The 17,238-nt window shown below is 62.9% G+C and carries 16 protein-coding genes; 10 read left to right on the top strand and 6 right to left on the bottom strand.

Annotated elements, in window-relative coordinates:
• Positions 1-9 precede the first annotated feature (9 nt).
• Genes AC244Q_RS36165 through AC244Q_RS36185 form a run of 5 tightly spaced genes read right to left on the bottom strand, consistent with a single transcriptional unit; the run spans position 10 to position 5,920 of the window.
• Positions 10-846 (bottom strand): HpcH/HpaI aldolase/citrate lyase family protein, encoded by an 837-nt coding sequence (locus AC244Q_RS36165; protein ID WP_128407722.1) that lies wholly within the window; start codon positions 844-846, stop codon positions 10-12.
• Complete coding sequence (locus tag AC244Q_RS36170; RefSeq protein WP_128407721.1) at positions 843-1,295, bottom strand: MaoC family dehydratase; 453 nt, start codon at positions 1,293-1,295, stop codon at positions 843-845. Before AC244Q_RS36170 ends, AC244Q_RS36165 begins: the two co-directional genes overlap by 4 nt.
• Positions 1,295-3,160 (bottom strand): acetyl/propionyl/methylcrotonyl-CoA carboxylase subunit alpha, encoded by a 1,866-nt coding sequence (locus tag AC244Q_RS36175; protein WP_128407720.1) that lies wholly within the window; start codon positions 3,158-3,160, stop codon positions 1,295-1,297. Before AC244Q_RS36175 ends, AC244Q_RS36170 begins: the two co-directional genes overlap by 1 nt.
• 7 nt (positions 3,161-3,167) lie before the next feature.
• Positions 3,168-4,778, bottom strand: a complete 1,611-nt coding sequence (locus AC244Q_RS36180) for a carboxyl transferase domain-containing protein (protein WP_128407719.1) — start codon at positions 4,776-4,778, stop codon at positions 3,168-3,170.
• Positions 4,775-5,920 (bottom strand): isovaleryl-CoA dehydrogenase, encoded by a 1,146-nt coding sequence (locus AC244Q_RS36185; RefSeq protein WP_128407718.1) that lies wholly within the window; start codon positions 5,918-5,920, stop codon positions 4,775-4,777. Before AC244Q_RS36185 ends, AC244Q_RS36180 begins: the two co-directional genes overlap by 4 nt.
• Positions 5,921-6,084: 164 nt before the next feature.
• Between AC244Q_RS36185 and AC244Q_RS36190 the strand changes: the two genes are divergently transcribed.
• Together AC244Q_RS36190 and AC244Q_RS36195 are read left to right on the top strand one after the other, a co-directional pair.
• On the top strand, positions 6,085-6,345 hold the full coding sequence (locus tag AC244Q_RS36190) for a type II toxin-antitoxin system Phd/YefM family antitoxin (protein WP_011654326.1): 261 nt from the start codon (positions 6,085-6,087) through the stop codon (positions 6,343-6,345).
• A complete protein-coding gene (locus tag AC244Q_RS36195) occupies positions 6,335-6,754 on the top strand; it encodes a hypothetical protein (protein WP_128407717.1) in 420 nt (139 codons plus the stop codon). Before AC244Q_RS36190 ends, AC244Q_RS36195 begins: the two co-directional genes overlap by 11 nt.
• Here AC244Q_RS36195 and AC244Q_RS36200 read toward each other — a convergent pair.
• Positions 6,728-7,813, bottom strand: a complete 1,086-nt coding sequence (locus AC244Q_RS36200) for an AraC family transcriptional regulator (protein WP_017997665.1) — start codon at positions 7,811-7,813, stop codon at positions 6,728-6,730. The two genes, AC244Q_RS36195 and AC244Q_RS36200, sit on opposite strands and share 27 nt — an antisense overlap.
• A gap of 83 nt (positions 7,814-7,896) precedes the next feature.
• On the opposite strand from AC244Q_RS36200, the gene AC244Q_RS36205 reads away from it, so the two are divergent.
• The 8 genes from AC244Q_RS36205 (at position 7,897) to AC244Q_RS36240 (ending at position 17,187) form a co-directional block, all read left to right on the top strand.
• Positions 7,897-8,664 (top strand): 3-hydroxyacyl-CoA dehydrogenase, encoded by a 768-nt coding sequence (locus AC244Q_RS36205; RefSeq protein ID WP_003555597.1) that lies wholly within the window; start codon positions 7,897-7,899, stop codon positions 8,662-8,664.
• A 23-nt stretch (positions 8,665-8,687) separates the two neighbouring features.
• The gene (locus AC244Q_RS36210) at positions 8,688-9,875 is read left to right on the top strand and encodes an acetyl-CoA C-acyltransferase (RefSeq protein ID WP_128407716.1); all 1,188 of its coding nucleotides are present in this window, start codon (positions 8,688-8,690) and stop codon (positions 9,873-9,875) included.
• A gap of 16 nt (positions 9,876-9,891) precedes the next feature.
• On the top strand, positions 9,892-11,019 hold the full coding sequence (locus AC244Q_RS36215; RefSeq protein ID WP_128407715.1) for an acyl-CoA dehydrogenase family protein: 1,128 nt from the start codon (positions 9,892-9,894) through the stop codon (positions 11,017-11,019).
• Between the two features lie 65 nt (positions 11,020-11,084).
• Positions 11,085-12,317 (top strand): 3-methyl-2-oxobutanoate dehydrogenase (2-methylpropanoyl-transferring) subunit alpha, encoded by a 1,233-nt coding sequence (locus AC244Q_RS36220; RefSeq protein ID WP_075225134.1) that lies wholly within the window; start codon positions 11,085-11,087, stop codon positions 12,315-12,317.
• Between the two features lies 1 nt (position 12,318).
• Positions 12,319-13,332, top strand: coding sequence for an alpha-ketoacid dehydrogenase subunit beta (locus AC244Q_RS36225; protein ID WP_017958371.1), 1,014 nt, complete (start codon positions 12,319-12,321; stop codon positions 13,330-13,332).
• 3 nt (positions 13,333-13,335) lie between these two features.
• Positions 13,336-14,565, top strand: coding sequence for a dihydrolipoamide acetyltransferase family protein (locus tag AC244Q_RS36230; protein ID WP_128407714.1), 1,230 nt, complete (start codon positions 13,336-13,338; stop codon positions 14,563-14,565).
• Between the two features lie 5 nt (positions 14,566-14,570).
• Positions 14,571-15,968 (top strand): dihydrolipoyl dehydrogenase, encoded by a 1,398-nt coding sequence (gene lpdA / locus AC244Q_RS36235; RefSeq protein ID WP_128407713.1) that lies wholly within the window; start codon positions 14,571-14,573, stop codon positions 15,966-15,968.
• 349 nt (positions 15,969-16,317) lie between these two features.
• Complete coding sequence (locus AC244Q_RS36240; protein WP_003555588.1) at positions 16,318-17,187, top strand: alpha/beta hydrolase; 870 nt, start codon at positions 16,318-16,320, stop codon at positions 17,185-17,187.
• Positions 17,188-17,238 lie beyond the last annotated feature (51 nt).

The raw sequence follows: 17,238 nt of genomic DNA on the forward strand, positions 1-17,238 counted from the left end.
GCATTTGCTCTATCGCGCGGCCACATCGAGAATGCGGGTCGCGAGCTTGAGATGCGGCAGGTCCAGCATGCGCCCGTCGAGCTGGATGACACCCGCGTCTGGGCTGGCGGCAAAGGCGGCGGCGACTTTCTCGGCCCAGGCGATCTCGGACGGATCCGGCGTGAAGGTGTGATTGATCGTTTCGATCTGGCTCGGATGGATGGCCATCATGCCGGAAAAGCCGTCGCGCCGGGCTCGGCCGACATAGGCCCTGAGACCGTTCAGATCGTGGAAATCGGGATAGACGGTGTCGATTGCCGGAACGCCGGCGGCATGGGCTGCGAACAGCGTGAGCGAGCGGGCAAGCTCGTAAGGCGGCGTGTAGCGGCCATCCGTCCTCCGCGCGGTCGTAGCCCCCATCGCGGCAGGCAGATCCTCCGCCCCCCATGTCAGGCCGCAGAGGCTGGTCGCGACATTCCGGTAGCTGCCGATCTCGAAGATCGCGGATGGCGTTTCGGTTGCGATCGGCAAGATGGGCATTGCAGATGCAAGAGAGCCTGCAAGCTTCAGCACCGAAGCGGCACCCTCGGCCTTCGGCAGCACGATCGCAAAAGGACGAAGGCCGCTCAAAGCGGCAAGGTCGCCTTCGAATTCTGGCGAGGCGAGGGGATTGATGCGGATCAGGAGAGCGGTCTCGCCGGCATGATGCAGGACGAACTCGTGCACTCTCTCGCGCGCTTTCGGCTTGTTTAGGGGCGCAACCGAATCTTCCAGGTCGAGAATGACGGCGTCGGCGCCTGAGGCGAGCGCTTTTTCGAAACGCTCCGGCCGGTCACCGGGCGCAAAGAGCAGCGAGCGCAGCCTCATGACGGTTTCACCTTCAGCATTGCCGTGCGCAGGCACTGGCAGACGATCTCGCCGCGCTGGTTCAGGGTGATATGCCGGAAGGTGACGATGCCGGCATCGGGCCGGGAGTTCGAGCGACGCAGCTCCATCACTTCCGTTTCCACCCGCAGCGTATCGCCGATGAAGACCGGCTTTGGCATCGTTACCTTGTCATAGCCGAGATTGGCGACGAGCGTGCCGAGCGTCGTGTCGCCGACCGAAAGGCCGACCGTGAGGGCAAAGGTGAAGGTGCCGTTGACGACGATCCGGCCGAATTCGGTGCCGACCGCATAATCGGCATCGAGATGCAGCGGCTGCGGATTGTGGGAAAGCGTCGTGAAGAGCAGATTGTCGGTCTCGGTGACCGTGCGGCGGATGTCGTGGGCGATGCGGTCGCCGACCGTCCACTCATCGAAATAACGGCCGGCCATCAATCCTGCTCCTTCACAATGCTGACGACCAGCTGGTTTTCCGAGACCCTGATCCCTGAGGAAACCTGCAGTTTTTCGACGATGCCGTCGAAGGGCGCACGCAGAGAATGTTCCATTTTCATCGCTTCGACCGTTAGCAGGCGGTCGCCCTTGGCGACACGATCGCCGTCGGCGACATCCACCGAAATGACGAGGCCGGGCATGGGCGACAGGATCGCGCCATCGCCGGCACTCTGACTTGCCTCGACCTCGCTGGCGACGGGCAGGCTGATCGGCCAGGCATTGCCGGCCTCGAAAAGCACCGTGGTTTCACCGATCGTGATGGTATTGGCCTCAAACTCCGGACGCGATTGCCCCCAATGGAGGTGATCGCCAATACGGATGCGCACCCTCTTGTCCTCTGCGCCGGCGATGCGGAACCCGGTCAGCGCGGTCCAGGGATTACCATCGGTGTTCTTTAAAAGCGCCGTGGCCGCGCTATCGATTGCAGTTTCGCTCGGCTCCGTCGCCACAAGCCTTTCGTCATGACGATCGAGAAAGCCGGTATCGATCCGAGCTGCGCGAAAATCCGGATCGATGGCGATGTGGGCGAGAAGACCGGCATTGGATCTGACCGGCCAGACCTCGATGCCAGCGCAGGCGGCTGCGAGCTTCGAAAGTGCGGCCTCGCGGTTCGGCCCATGCGCAATGACCTTGGCAATCATCGGGTCATAGAAGGCGGTGATGTCATCCCCTTGCTCGACACCGCTATCGACACGGACGGTTTGCGGCAGGCTGAGATGTTCAAGCCGGCCGATCGACGGCAGATAGCCGGCGGCAGGATTTTCGGCATAGAGCCGGGCTTCGAAGGCCCAGCCGCTCATGGCGATCTCGTCCTGCATTTTCGGCAGCGGTTCGCCGCTAGCGACCTTCAACTGCCAGAGCACCAGATCCTCGCCAGTAATTGCCTCGGTGACCGGATGTTCCACCTGCAGGCGGGTGTTCATCTCCATGAACCAGATGCGATCTTCGCAAAGGCCTTCCGAGGCATCGGCGATGAATTCGATGGTGCCGGCGCCGACATAATTCACCGCTCTTGCGGCTTTCACCGCCGCATCGCAGATCACTGCCTGGGTGGCGGCATCGAGACCGGGGGCAGGGGCCTCTTCGATGACCTTCTGGTGACGGCGCTGCAGCGAACAATCGCGTTCGAAGAGATGAACGCAATTTCCGAGCTTGTCGGCGAAAACCTGCACCTCGATATGGCGCGGATTGGCGATATAGCGTTCGATCAGAACGCGGTCATCGCCGAAGGCGGCAGCCGCCTCACGGCGGCAGGAGGCGAGAAGTTCGGCGAAATCCTGTGGGCGATCGACGCGGCGCATGCCCTTGCCGCCGCCACCAGCGACCGCCTTGATGAGCACGGGATAACCAATGATATCAGCCTCGGCCGCCAGCCTCTCTTCGCTCTGGTCCGCGCCGATATAACCGGGGGTCACAGGCACGCCGGCTGCTTGCATCAATTCCTTGGCCGCATCCTTGAGCCCCATCGCCCGGATTGCGGCAGGGGGCGCGCCGACCCAGATGATCCCGGCCTTTTCCACCGCTTCGGCAAATCCGGCATTTTCCGAAAGGAAACCGTAGCCGGGATGGATTGCCGCAGCGCCGGTTTTCCGGGCGGCCTCGAGGATGCGGGTCTGAGAGAGATAGCTTTCGCGGGCCGGCGAGGGGCCGATGGCGATTGCCTCGTCCGCCTCCCTGACGAAGGGGAGGCCGGCATCGGCCTCGGAGTAGACGGCGATGGTGCGGATGCCGAGCATCTTGGCCGAGCGGATGATGCGGCGAGCGATTTCGCCCCTGTTGGCAATGAGAAGGCTTTCCATCATCGGCGCCTCACATCCTGAACAGGCCGAAGCGCGGCCCTTTCGGGATCGGCGCATTCAGGCAGGCGGAAAAGGCAAGGCCCAGCACGTCCCGGGTCTGGCGCGGATCGATGATGCCGTCGTCCCAGAGGCGAGCCGTGGCATAATAGGGATTGCCCTCGGCCTCGTAGCCGGCGCGGATCGGCGCCTTGAAGGCTTCCTCCTCTTCAATTGGCCAATTCTCACCGCGCGCCTCCGTGGAGTCTCGGCGGATCGTGGCGAGCACCGAGGCCGCCTGTTCGCCGCCCATCACGCTGATGCGGCTGTTCGGCCAGGTGAAGAGAAAGCGCGGGCGATAGGCGCGGCCGCACATGCCGTAATTGCCGGCGCCGAAGCTGCCGCCGATGATGACCGTGACCTTCGGCACGCTCGCGGTCGCAACCGCCGTCACCAGCTTTGCCCCATCCTTGGCGATGCCGCCGGCCTCATAACGGCCGCCGACCATGAAGCCGGAGATGTTTTGCAGGAAAAGCAAAGGCACGCGGCGCTGGCAGGCGAGCTCGATGAAATGCGCGCCCTTCAGCGCGCTTTCGGAAAACAGCACGCCGTTATTGGCGATGACGGCGACGGGCATGCCCCATATGCGGGCGAAGCCGCAGACCAGCGTGGTGCCGTAGAGCGGCTTGAACTCATGCAGTTCCGAGCCATCGACGATCCGGCCGATGACCTCCCGCACATCATAGGGCGAGCGCACATCCCCCGGGATCAGGCCGCAGAGATCCTCGGGATCGAGTTTGGGCGGCCGTGGCTGCTGCAGGTCGATATCGACTGATTTCACGCTGTTGAGAGTGGCTGCGATATCACGCACGAGCAGCAGCGCATGCTCGTCGTTTTCGGCGACATGATCGACGACGCCGGAGCGACGGCCATGGGTTTCGGCGCCGCCGAGCTCTTCGGCTGAAATGATCTCGCCGGTCGCGGCCTTCACCAGCGGCGGGCCGGCGAGGAAGATCGTGCCCTGATTGCGCACGATGACCGTCTCGTCGGACATGGCGGGCACGTAGGCGCCGCCGGCGGTGCAACTGCCCATCACGCAGGCGATCTGCGGGATCCCCTCGGCCGACATCTGCGCCTGATTGTAGAAGATCGCGCCGAAATGATCGCGGTCGGGAAAGACCTCGGCCTGGTGCGGAAGATTGGCGCCGCCGCTATCGACGAGATAGATGCAGGGCAGGCGGTTCTGCATGGCGATCTCCTGCGCCCGCAGATGTTTCTTCACCGTCATGGGGAAATAAGCGCCGCCCTTCACCGTCGCGTCATTGGCGACGATCATCACTTCGCGGCCGGACACGCGGCCGATGCCTGATATGATGCCGGCGCCGGGCGCCTCGTCATCATACATGCCGTTGGCGGCCAGCGTGCCGATCTCCAGGAACGGGCTGCCGGCATCGATGAGCAGCTGGATGCGATCGCGCGGCAGCAGCTTGCCTTTGCCGGTATGGCGCTCGCGCGCCGTTTGCGATCCGCCCTCGCGCGCTTTCGCCGAACGATTGAGGAGTTCGTCGATCAGGGCTTTATTCTTGCTGGCATTGGCCTTGAAGCTGTCGCTGTCGCGATCGATCGCAGTCGAAATCACCGTCATGATGCAATGAGCTCCCGGCCGATCAGGTAGCGGCGGATCTCATTGGTGCCGGCGCCGATATCGTAAAGCTTGGCGTCGCGCAAAAAGCGTTCGACCGGCCATTCCTTGGTATAGCCGGCGCCGCCGAGCGCCTGGATCGCCTCCAGCGACACTTTCACGGCGTTCTCGCTGGCGAAAAGGATCGCGGCAGCAGCATCCGTGCGCGTCGCGCGGCCGGCATCGCAGGCGCGGGCGACGGAATAGACATAGGCGCGCGCCGAATTCAGCGCCACATACATGTCGGCGATCTTGCCCTGCATCAGCTGGAAATCGCCGATCGCTTTGCCGAATTGCTTGCGATCGCGCACATAGGGCAGCACGACATCGAGGCAGGCTTGCATGATGCCGAGCGGCCCGCCGGCAAGCACGGCGCGCTCATAATCGAGGCCGGACATCAGGATCTTCACGCCTTCGCCTTCCCTGCCCATCAGCGCCTCCGCCGGCACCGCGCAATCCTCGAAGACCAGTTCGGCCGTATCGCTGCCGCGCATGCCGAGTTTGGAAAGCTTCTTGGAGACGCTGAAACCGGGCAGGCCTTTCTCGATGATCAAGGCGGAAATGCCTTTCGGGCCGGCCGCGGGATCCGTCTTGGCATAGACAACAAGCACATCGGCATGCGGCGCGTTGGTGATCCAGAATTTGGTGCCGTTCAGAACATAGCGGTCGCCTTTTTTCTCGGCACGCAACCGCATGGAGACAACATCGGAACCGGCGCCGACCTCCGACATGGCGAGCGAGCCGACATGTTCGCCGGAGATCAGCTTCGGCAGATAGCGGCGCTTTTGTTCCGGCGAGGCCCAGCGGCGGATCTGGTTGACGCAGAGATTGGAATGGGCGCCGTAACTGAGCCCCACGGAGGCCGAGGCGCGCGAAACCTCTTCCATGGCGACGACATGATCGAGATAACCAAGACCGGCGCCACCGAATTCTTCCTCGACCGTGATTCCATGCAGGCCGAGCGCACCCATCTCGGGCCAGAGCTGGCGTGGAAACGTGTTGCTTTCGTCGATCTCCACGGCCAGCGGAGCAATATGATCGGCAGCAAACCGCGCCGTCGTTTCACGGATCGCGTCCGCGGTTTCGCCGAGCCAAAAATCAAACATGGCACTCCTCCCGCTGAAATATGTAGCGCGGGTTGCGGCGGGGTCAAAGTGCCCTTGAATGATGCGGCCGAAGAGCCTTGCGAATTCTTGTTGAGGGCGCGTGAGCGTCATTTTCTTGAAAATATGGAAAATATGGAATATATGGAAATTAAATCGGAGACGTCATGCGACAGTTCACGACAGGTGATCTCAATAAACAGATTGGTGATGTCACCGATGTCGCGAGCCGCGAGCCGGTTATTCTTACCCGCCACAACAAGCCACGTTTCGTGCTGATGAGCTATGAGCACTATCAGCGAATGCGCAGCGGCGGGGATCCGCGTCGTGCCCATCACATTTCGGAGATGCCGGACGAGCATGCCGAATTGTTCGACGAGGCGATTGAGCGGCTGGCGCGCGGTGAAAGCTACGACGATGAACCATGAGTTTCGTCCTGGCGAGGTGATAACCTATCCTTATCTCTGGGCATGGCAACAGCAGCGTGGTGAGACCGAGGGGCGCAAACAGCGCCCAGTCTGTGTCGTCATCGCGATCCGCAGTGCAAGCGATGGAAACACCCATCTCGTCCTTCTGGCAATCACCACACAGCCGTCGGAAGCGGGAAGGGTTGCGCTGGAAATTCCCGATATCGAACGCCGGCGCGCCGGTCTCGGTGATCTCAAACAGAGTTGGATCGTCGTCGACGAATACATTTACGATATCGTCGAGCGATCTTGGTACCTCGAGCCTCATCAGGCGGTTCTTGGTCGCTTCAGCAAGTCCTTCATGATGAAGATTGCCGCCATGTTCGCGAAAGCGCGAGGCCAGTCAGGGCGGGTCAACAGATTCGACTGACATGCCCTCGATTTCCGCTCCGTCCCGCCGAAAGGCTTCGGGGCTCTTGTCCATCCATTTTCGGAAGGCCCGGAAGAAGGCGCTCGGCTCGGAATAGCCGAGCTGCACGGCAATCTCGCCGATGGTCTTCGGCGTGTTCAGCAGCAGTTCGACGGCGAGGTCGCGACGGATGTCGTCCTTGATGGCGGCATAGCTTTGTCCCTCGTCGCGCAGGCGGTGGCGGAGTGTGGAGGGCGGCATGCGCATATCGGCGGCAAGCTTGGCGAAGTTCGACCAGGCAGCCGGCGTGGCCAGATTCAGTCGGCGGCGGACGGCGGCGGCGATACCGGCATCATAGCGATAGCGCACCAGAATATTGGCGGGCGCGCCGCGCAGGAACTGTTTGAGCGCCTGTTCGCTGCGCGCCACCGGCAGGTCGAGCAAGGCACTGTCGAAGCCGAGCCGGCTGATGGCTTGCGAGAAACGCACAGGGGCGCCGAAGAAGAGCCGATAGTCGGCGCCTTGTTTGGGTTCCGCGCAGCGGAAATCGACGAGCCGGATCGGAATGCGCCGGCCGACCAGCCAGCAGATGATGCCGTGCAGGATGATCCAATAGGTGCGGTAGGCGAAGGCCGAACGCGGGTCACCGGCGTCGCTGAGTTCGATCTCGGCCAGACCGTCGCGGATGACGAGCCGTCCCCGGGGATCGTCGAGCACGACATCGAGGAAACGCAGCGCCCGGCGGAGCGCCTGACCCAGCGTCGGCGCATGCAGCACAGAGTGGCAGAGCAGCGTGAAGCTGCCGCTGCGCATCGGCCGTGCGCCCATGCCGAAGAATTCATCGTCGAGCTCGGCGGCGATCGCCAGCCAGAGCGCGCCATAGGTCTCTGCCGAAACCGGCTGATCGACCGGGGATGCCAGGCCGACGCGGGCAAGGATCGGCGCCGTCGGCTTGCCGAGCCGCCGCAGGCTGTCGAGTGCCTCCTCCACGAAGCCCGGCGCGATCATGCGTCGTTCGATCTCGGCCATTCTATCCCCGCTATGGCAAAACTGGCCGAAATAATGGAGCAGTTCTGTCATCGCTTGCAATAGGTGGAGCGAATAGAATCGTGTCCGTCGGTTGCGCTTGGAGGGGGGTGTGGTCGGCAGGGAGGAAGAGATTCATGCTGATCCGTGGAGCAAGTTTCATCGTGACCGGCGGCGGCTCCGGCTTGGGTGCGGCAACAGTGCGCGCGCTTGTGGAGGCCGGCGGGCGCGTGACGATTGCCGATCTCAATATGCAAGCGGGCGAAGAGATTGCCCGGGAATTCGGAAGCGATGCCTGCTTCCTCAAGGCCGATGTGACCGATGGCGAGGAGGGGGCGGCGGTGGTTGCCGCTGCCGTCGAAGCCTTCGGCAGCCTGCGCGGATTGGTGAATTGCGCGGGCGTGGCGCCGGCCGAAAAGGTGATCGGCCGCGACGGACCGCACCGGCTGGAGAGTTTTGCCCGCACGGTCGGCATCAATCTCATCGGCACGTTCAACATGATCCGGCTGGCCGCCGCAGCGATCCAGACGACCGAGCCGGATGCGGAAGGCGAACGCGGCGTCATCATCAATACGGCCTCGGTTGCCGCCTTCGATGGCCAGATCGGCCAGGCAGCCTATGCCGCCTCCAAGGGCGGGGTGGCGGCGATGACCTTGCCGATCGCTCGCGAGCTTGCCCGTCACGGCATTCGCGTCGTCGCGATCGCACCCGGCATTTTTGAGACGCCGATGATGGCGGATATGCCGGCCGAGGTTCAGGCAGCACTCGGCAAGAGCGTGCCCTTTCCGCCGCGGCTTGGCCGTCCGGCGGAATTTGCCGGGCTGGTGCGTCATATCTTGGAAAACAACATGCTGAACGGCGAGGTCATCCGCCTCGACGGCGCATTGCGGATGGGCGCGCGCTGAGCGCTTTGCCCGAAGGAGGAAAGATGGTTTTGCAAGACCCCATCGTTATCGTCGGTGCAGCGCGCACCCCGATCGGCAGCTTTCAGGGAGAGCTGAAGGAGGCGACAGCGCCGGAACTCGGAGCAACGGCGATCCGCGCGGCATTGCAGCGGAGCCGCGTCGAGGCCGAGGCGATCGAGGAGGTCGTCTTCGGCTGTGTACTGCCGGCGGGGCAGGGCCAGGCACCGGCCCGCCAGGCGGCGATCCATGCCGGTCTGCCCTTCGCCACCGCGGCCAGCACCGTCAACAAGATGTGCGGCTCGGGCATGAAGGCGGTGATGATGGTGCATGACCTGATCGCCGCCGGCAGCGCTTCTGTAGCGGTTGCAGGTGGCATGGAAAGCATGACCAATGCGCCCTATCTCCTTGACAAGGCCCGTGGCGGCTACAGGCTCGGCCATGGGCGTGTCGTGGATCATATGTTCCTCGACGGGCTGGAGGATGCTTATGACAAGGGGCGCTTGATGGGCAGCTTCGCGGAGGATTGCGCCGAGGCCTATCAGTTCACGCGCGAGGCGCAGGACAGCTACGCCATCACCTCGCTGACGCGGGCGCAGAAGGCGATCGCCGAAGGCTGTTTCGAAAGCGAGATCGTGCCGGTCACCGTAAAAACGGGTAAAGCCGAGCAGGCGGCGAGCCGGGACGAACAGCCCGGAAAGGCGAAGCTCGACAAGATCCCGACGCTGAAGCCCGCCTTCCGCGAGGGCGGCACGGTGACCGCCGCCAATTCCAGCTCGATCTCCGATGGCGCGGCGGCCCTGGTGCTGATGCGCCGCTCCGAGGCGGAGCATCGCGGCCTGAAGCCGCTTGCCACGATCCTTGGCCATGCCACGCATTCACAGGCGCCCAATCTTTTTGCCACCGCACCGATCGGCGCGCTGCAGAAGCTGTCCGATCGCACCGGCTTGCCGCTGTCGGAGGTTGATCTGTTCGAAATCAACGAGGCTTTCGCCGTCGTCGCCATGGCGGCGATGCGCGATCTCAACCTGCCGCATGAAAAAGTGAACGTGCATGGCGGCGCCTGCGCGCTCGGCCATCCGATCGGCGCCTCGGGGGCTCGCATCCTGGTGACGCTGCTTGCAGCACTGGAGCGATACGACCTGAAGCGCGGCATGGCCGCGCTCTGCATCGGTGGCGGCGAGGCGACCGCCGTTGCCATCGAACGGCAATAGGAGAGGGAGAGAACAGATGATCCTTTCCGACCTCCAGCAGCAAATCTCAGATCTCGCCCGTGACTTTGCCCGCGACCGGCTAGCGCCGGGGGCAGCCAAACGCGACCGGGAGCATCTCTTCCCACGCGAGGAATTGAAGGAAATGGGTGAACTCGGGCTGCTCGGCATGCTGGTGCCGGAAGCCTATGGGGGATCGGATACCGGCGTGGTCGCCTATGCCGCGGCGCTGGAGGAGATTGCCGCGGGCGACGGAACCTGTTCGACGATCATGAGCGTGCATAGCTCCGTCGGCTGTGTGCCGATCCTGAAATTCGGCACCGAGGAGCAGCGGCAGCGCTTCCTGCCGAAACTGGCCAGCGGCGAATGGATTGGCGGCTTTGCGCTGACCGAGCCGCAGGCCGGCTCCGATGCCTCGAACCTGAAGACCCGGGCGCGGCGTGATGGCGACCACTACGTGATCGACGGCTCCAAGCAATTCATCACCTCGGGCAAGAACGGCAATGTCATCATCGCCTTTGCCGTTACCGATCCCGATGTCGGAAAGAAGGGCATCACCGCCTTCATCGTGCAGACGGATACGCCGGGCTACGAGGTGATCCGCGTCGAGGAAAAACTTGGGCTGCATTCCTCCGATACCTGCCAGATCGCCTTCAACAGCATGCGCATTCCGGCAGAACTCAGGCTCGGCGCGGAAGGCGAGGGCTATCGCATCGCGCTCGCCAATCTCGAGGGCGGACGGATCGGCATCGCGGCGCAGGCCGTCGGCATGGCGCGGGCGGCCTTTGAGGCGGCACGCGATTACGCCCGCGAGCGTACCGCTTTCGGCAAGCCGATCTTCGAGCACCAGGCCGTTGCCTTCCGCCTTGCCGATATGGCGGTGCGGATCGAGGCGGCGCGGCAGCTCGTCTTTCATGCCGCCTCGCTCAGAGAGGCAGGGCTGCCCTGCCTGTCGGAAGCCTCGATGGCGAAACTCTTTGCCTCCGAGATGGCGGAGCGCGTCTGTTCCGATGCGATCCAGATCCATGGCGGTTATGGCTACATGGCCGATTATCCGGTCGAGCGCATCTACCGCGATGTGCGCATCTGCCAGATCTATGAAGGAACGAGCGACGTGCAGCGCATGGTGATCGCCCGCAATCTATAAGAACCACATCCGGCCCTGCTTCCAGAGGAGAGGAGCAAGGCCGGCAAAGGGAGGAAAGAAAAGACATGGTGGATTCCGCTCGTTTGAGCCTGCATGTCCCCGAACCCGCCGTTCGCCCGGGCGGTCAGCCCGATTTTTCCAACGTCAAGATTGCCAAGGCCGGTTCGGTGCCGCGGCCGGAGGTGGATGTCGCATCCGAAGATATCCGTGATCTCGCCTATTCCATCATCCGCGTTTTGAACCGCGAGGGCGAGGCGGTCGGTCCTTGGGCTGGGTCGCTCTCCGATGAGGCGTTGCTGACCGGGCTTCGCAACATGATGAAGCTGCGTGCCTTCGACGCCCGCATGCTGATGGCGCAGCGGCAGGGCAAGACCTCCTTCTACATGCAGCATCTCGGTGAAGAAGCCGTCAGTTGCGCCTTCCGCAAGGCGCTCGAGACGGGAGATATGAATTTCCCGACCTATCGCCAGGCCGGCCTGCTGATTGCCGACGACTATCCGATGGTCGAGATGATGAACCAGATCTACTCGAACGAGAGCGATCCTTTGCGCGGCCGGCAACTGCCGATCATGTATTCCTCCAAGGAGCATGGCTTCTTCACCATCTCGGGTAATCTCGCCACCCAATATGTGCAGGCTGTCGGCTGGGCGATGGCCTCGGCGATCAAGAACGACAGCCGCATTGCCGCCGCCTGGATCGGCGACGGATCGACGGCGGAATCGGATTTCCACTCGGCGCTGGTTTTCGCCTCGACCTACAAGGCGCCTGTTATTCTCAACATCGTCAACAATCAGTGGGCGATCTCCACCTTCCAGGGCATCGCCCGCGGCGGCTCCGGCACCTTCGCGGCGCGCGGCCTCGGCTTCGGCATTCCGGCGCTGCGTGTCGACGGAAACGACTATCTCGCCGTCCATGCCGTCGCCCGCTGGGCGGCAGAGCGCGCGCGGCGCAATCTCGGCCCGACGCTGATCGAATATGTGACCTATCGCGTCGGCGCGCATTCGACCTCCGACGATCCGAGCGCCTATCGGCCCAAGACGGAATCGGAGGCCTGGCCGCTCGGCGATCCCGTGCTGCGGCTGAAGAAACATCTGATCGTCAAGGGTGCGTGGTCGGAGGAACGGCATGTGCAGGCCGAAGCCGAAATCATGGACGAGGTGATCGAGGCGCAGCGCCAGGCAGAGGCGCATGGCACGCTGCATGCCGGCGGCAGGCCTTCGGTGCGCGACATTTTCGAGGGCGTCTATGCCGAGATGCCGCCGCATATCCGCCGCCAGCGACAGAAGGCGGGGTACTGATATGGCCAGGATGACGATGATCGAGGCCGTGCGCAGCGCCATGGACGTCTCGATGGCACGGGACGACAATGTCGTCGTTTTCGGCGAGGATGTCGGTTATTTCGGCGGCGTCTTTCGCAGCACCCAGGGCCTGCAGGCAAAATACGGCAGAACGCGCTGCTTCGATACGCCGATCAGCGAATCCGGCATCGTCGGCACGGCGATCGGCATGGCGGCCTATGGGCTGAAACCCTGTGTCGAAATCCAGTTCGCCGATTACATGTATCCGGCCTATGACCAGCTGACGCAGGAGGCGGCGCGCATCCGCTACCGTTCCAACGGCGATTTCACCTGCCCGATCGTCGTGCGCATGCCGACCGGCGGCGGCATTTTCGGCGGCCAGACGCACAGCCAGAGTCCGGAGGCGCTTTTTACCCATGTCTGCGGGCTGAAGGTGATCGTGCCGTCCAATCCCTATGATGCCAAAGGCTTGCTGATCGCGGCGATCGAGGATCCCGACCCCGTCATGTTTCTGGAGCCGAAGCGCCTCTATAACGGCCCCTTCGACGGCCATCACGAGCGGCCGGTGACGCCCTGGTCGAAACATGACCTCGGGGAGGTGCCTGATGGCCATTACACCATCCCGATCGGCAAAGCCGAAGTGCGGCGCGCGGGATCGGCGGTGACGGTCGTCGCCTACGGCACCATGGTACATGTGGCGCTTGCTGCGGCCGAAGATGCCGGCATCGATGCCGAGGTGATCGATCTCAGAAGCCTGCTGCCGCTCGATCTCGATACGATCGTCAAATCGGTCTCGAAGACGGGACGCTGCGTCGTCGTGCATGAGGCAACCCTGACATCCGGCTTCGGCGCCGAGGTCGCAGCACTGGTGCAGGAACATTGCTTCTATCATCTCGAAGCGCCAGTCGTGCGTGTTGCCGGCTGGGACACGCCCTATCCGCATGCGCAGGAGTGGGACTATTTTCCCGGTCCCGGCCGTGTCGGGCGGGCGCTTGCCGAAGTCATGGAGGCCTGAGCCATGAGCGAATTCATCATCAAGATGCCTGACGTCGGGGAAGGGGTCGCCGAGGCCGAGATCGTAGAATGGCATGTGAAGACGGGAGATCCCGTCCGTGAGGACATGGTGATCGCCGCCGTCATGACCGACAAGGCCACCGTGGAAATTCCGTCTCCTGTCAATGGTACCGTCACCTGGCTTGCCGGCGAGGTCGGAGACCGTATCGCGGTCAAGGCCCCGATGGTGCGGATCAAGACGGCGGGAGATGTCGGCGAGGCTCAGTCTGTTGGGATTTCGCAGACGCCGATTGTCGAAACGCCCAAGGCCGAGATTGCAAAACCCGCTCCGGCAGCGCCAACTCCTGCGCCGGCGCCGGCGGAAAAGCCGCTTGCCGCGCCCTCCGTGCGGCTCTTCGCCAGGGAAAGCGGTGTCGATCTCAGGCAGGTGCAGGCGACCGGACCGGCCGGGCGCATCCTGCGCGAGGACATCGAGCAATTCCTAAGCCATGGGACCGCGCCTGCAACGGCAAAGAACGGCTTTGCCAGGAAGACGGCGACCGAGGAGATCAAGCTGACCGGCCTGCGCCGCCGCATTGCCGAGAAGATGGTGCTTTCCGCCTCGCGCATCCCCCACATCACCTATGTGGAGGAAGTGGATATGTCCGCGCTTGAGGAGTTGCGCGCCACCATGAACGGCGATCGCAGGCCTGATCATCCAAAGCTGACGGTTCTGCCCTTCCTGATGCGGGCGCTGGTCAAGGCGATTTCCGAGCAGCCTGACGTCAACGCCACTTTCGACGACGATGCCGGCATCATCATGCGCTATAGTGCTGTGCATATCGGCATCGCCACGCAGACACCGGCGGGTCTGACAGTGCCGGTGGTGCGGCATGCCGAAGCCCGTGGCATCTGGGATTGCGCCGCCGAGATGAACCGGCTGGCGGAAGCGGCGCGCTCGGGGACTGCGACACGCGATGAGCTGTCCGGCTCCACCATCACCATCAGCTCGCTCGGCGCGCTTGGCGGCATCGTCTCTACACCCATCATCAATCATCCCGAAGTGGCGATCATCGGCGTCAACAAGATCGCCACGCGACCGGTCTGGGACGGCACGCAGTTCGTGCCGCGCAAGATGATGAACCTCTCCTCCAGCTTCGACCATCGCATCATCGACGGCTGGGATGCGGCAAACTTCGTGCAGCGCATCCGCACGCTCATCGAAACGCCTGCGCTCATTTTTATCGAAAGCTGAGATCCATGAAAGAGATCGTCTGCAAGCTCCTCGTCATCGGTGCCGGTCCGGGCGGTTATGTCTGCGCCATTCGCGCCGGACAGCTCGGCATCGATACCGTCATCGTCGAGGCCGGCAAGCCGGGCGGCACCTGCCTGACGGTCGGCTGCATTCCCTCCAAGGCGTTGATCCATGCGGCCGAGGAATTCGATGCGACGCAGAAGATGCTTGCCGGCAAGAACCCGATGGGCATCCGCGTCGAAGGCGCCTCGATCGATCTCATGAGGACGATTGCCTGGAAGGACGGGATCGTCGGCCGGTTGACGACCGGTGTTTCGGGGCTGCTGCAGAAGGCGCGAGTCAAGATCGTCCACGGCCGAGCCCATTTCCGCGATGGCAAGACGGTGGAGGTGGAGACGGAAACCGGCCAGCAGATCATCCGCGCCGAGACCGTGGTGATCGCCACCGGTTCGGATCCGGTGGAGCTTGCGAACCTGCCTTTCGGCGGCCGCGTGATTTCCTCGACAGAGGCACTGTCGCTGACGGAACTTCCGAAAAAACTCGTCGTCGTCGGCGGCGGTTATATCGGGCTGGAGCTCGGGACGGCCTTTTCCAAGATGGGGTCTGATGTGACGATCGTCGAGGCGACGCCACAGGTGCTGCCGCAATATGATGCCGAGCTGGTACGCCCCGTCATGCGCAAGTTGACCGAAGGCGGTATCCGGGTGTTGACGGCTGCGAAGGCGATTGGCCTTGCCGACAATGGAGAGGCATTGATCGTCGAAACGGCTGATGGCCGGCAGCAGACCCTGCCGGCGGACCGCATCCTCGTTACCGTTGGCCGCCGCCCAAGAACCGCAGGATCCGGTCTCGAAGAGCTCGATCTCGATCGTGCCGGGCCTTATCTGAGGATCGACGACCGCTGCCGCACGTCCATGCGCGGGATCTATGCGATCGGAGACATAACCGGCGAGCCGATGCTTGCCCATCGGGCCATGGCGCAAGGCGAGATGGTGGCGGAAATCATCGCCGGGAAGAAGCGGGCCTGGGACAAAAGATGCATTCCCGCCATCTGCTTCACTGACCCGGAGATCGTCAGCGCCGGCCTGTCGCCGCCGGAGGCGAAGGCGCAAGGCTACGAAATTCGCACCGGCCAGTTTCCGTTCAGCGCCAACGGGCGGGCGATGACGATGCTGTCCGAAGAGGGCTTCGTGCGCGTCGTAGCCCGGGCCGACACCAATCTCGTGCTCGGCCTGCAGGCGGTCGGAGCCGGGGTTTCCGAACTCTCGGCGGCTTTTGCGCTGGCCATCGAGATGGGTGCACGCCTGGAAGACATCGCCGGCACCATCCACGCGCATCCGACCCGCAGCGAAGCGGTGATGGAAGCGGCGCTGAAAGCTTTGGGAAGCGCGCTGCATATCTGAGGTAGACCCGATCCGGATACCGACTATCCTGGAAAGTGTCGTGTTTGAGTGGAGCGGTAGCTCTGCAGTCCCAACGGCTCTTCTACCAAGCCCCTAACGTGTGGTTCCCGCTGCTGCCTCGGGGTTGCAAATTTGGGAGAATTGGGAAACAGACGTCGGCTGAGCGGTGTTCGGAGATGTTTGAATTGGGGCCCTGTGAATTCATCCGTGGGATCGAAATGCGGCTCGATAGCTCCGGGTCTTCATATCATGTCCGGACGAGGTTAGATCCTCTTTAAGCGTTCACCGGTGCACCGCACCGACAGCAATTTCCCTTCTCCTATTCTCCCAACCATCAGAAAACTTTCTCATGACCAATCCCATCAGCGTTTATTCGATGCCCGGAACGTTTTTTTTCGATCTGGCTCCTGCTGCGGGCGGCGAGCCCTATCGCATATTCCTTTCCATTCCGGTGGAGAAACCGCCGGCGGGAGGATGGCCGCTTCTCGTCATGACCGACGGCAACGCCACTTTCCCCTTCGCGGCCGCCAGCTTGGTCACGCAGGCACCTTACCCCACGGGAACGAATGTCGGTTGGGGGGTGATCGCGGCGATCGGCTACCCCTCCGACGAGCCCTATGATCCGCTTCGCCGGTCTTGGGACCTGGGGCCGCCGCCGGTCAAATCCTATCCGCCGTTCGTTGAGGGCGGCCCGCCGGTTGTCATCGGAGGAACCGGCAAGCTGGTGGATTTCATCGAGAACGAGCTTTTACCGCGGATTGCGGAGATGGTGATCCTGGATCCGATACGCCGATCGCTTTTCGGACATTCCTTCGGCGGCCTCTTTACTCTCTATGCCCTGTTCGAGCGCCCAGGTCTGTTTGCCAATTGGATTGCGGCCAGCCCAACCATCTATTGGGAGAACAGTGAAATCCTCAAGAATGAAGCGCAGCGTCAAGACGCGCCGGGCAATGCACCCTTCCTGCATTTGTCCGCCGGAGAATACGAAGGCGATGAGCTGGCACCCTTCCAGTACCGGAACGAGGATGCCACTGCCCGCCTGGAGAAGAGGAAGACGGAACGGACCGTCCTCCTGGCGCGGGAGATGGCGGAGCGATTAAACGGCACTGCCGACGGATTGCGTACCGAATTCGAGCTCTATGCCGGTGAGACCCACATGTCCGTTCTTGCAGCGGCCGTGAATCGTGCGGTTGGCATCGCATTCGCCGTCCAAAGTTGACCGACATGTGACGCTTTCTGCAAGGGGCCTCATCGGTGAATAAATCCGGCG

The organism is Rhizobium sp. CB2179 (assembly GCF_057653455.1).

Bases quoted from the DNA above. Each gene is read 5' to 3' on its own strand.
- AC244Q_RS36165 (WP_128407722.1), bottom strand. From the start codon at position 846: ATGAGGCTGCGCTCGCTGCTCTTTGCGCCCGGTGACCGGCCGGAGCGT.
- AC244Q_RS36170 (WP_128407721.1), bottom strand. From the start codon at position 1,295: ATGGCCGGCCGTTATTTCGATGAGTGGACGGTCGGCGACCGCATCGCC.
- AC244Q_RS36175 (WP_128407720.1), bottom strand. From the start codon at position 3,160: ATGATGGAAAGCCTTCTCATTGCCAACAGGGGCGAAATCGCTCGCCGC.
- AC244Q_RS36180 (WP_128407719.1), bottom strand. From the start codon at position 4,778: ATGACGGTGATTTCGACTGCGATCGATCGCGACAGCGACAGCTTCAAG.
- AC244Q_RS36185 (WP_128407718.1), bottom strand. From the start codon at position 5,920: ATGTTTGATTTTTGGCTCGGCGAAACCGCGGACGCGATCCGTGAAACG.
- AC244Q_RS36190 (WP_011654326.1), top strand. From the start codon at position 6,085: ATGCGACAGTTCACGACAGGTGATCTCAATAAACAGATTGGTGATGTC.
- AC244Q_RS36195 (WP_128407717.1), top strand. From the start codon at position 6,335: ATGAACCATGAGTTTCGTCCTGGCGAGGTGATAACCTATCCTTATCTC.
- AC244Q_RS36200 (WP_017997665.1), bottom strand. From the start codon at position 7,813: ATGACAGAACTGCTCCATTATTTCGGCCAGTTTTGCCATAGCGGGGAT.
- AC244Q_RS36205 (WP_003555597.1), top strand. From the start codon at position 7,897: ATGCTGATCCGTGGAGCAAGTTTCATCGTGACCGGCGGCGGCTCCGGC.
- AC244Q_RS36210 (WP_128407716.1), top strand. From the start codon at position 8,688: ATGGTTTTGCAAGACCCCATCGTTATCGTCGGTGCAGCGCGCACCCCG.
- AC244Q_RS36215 (WP_128407715.1), top strand. From the start codon at position 9,892: ATGATCCTTTCCGACCTCCAGCAGCAAATCTCAGATCTCGCCCGTGAC.
- AC244Q_RS36220 (WP_075225134.1), top strand. From the start codon at position 11,085: ATGGTGGATTCCGCTCGTTTGAGCCTGCATGTCCCCGAACCCGCCGTT.
- AC244Q_RS36225 (WP_017958371.1), top strand. From the start codon at position 12,319: ATGGCCAGGATGACGATGATCGAGGCCGTGCGCAGCGCCATGGACGTC.
- AC244Q_RS36230 (WP_128407714.1), top strand. From the start codon at position 13,336: ATGAGCGAATTCATCATCAAGATGCCTGACGTCGGGGAAGGGGTCGCC.
- lpdA (WP_128407713.1), top strand. From the start codon at position 14,571: ATGAAAGAGATCGTCTGCAAGCTCCTCGTCATCGGTGCCGGTCCGGGC.
- AC244Q_RS36240 (WP_003555588.1), top strand. From the start codon at position 16,318: ATGACCAATCCCATCAGCGTTTATTCGATGCCCGGAACGTTTTTTTTC.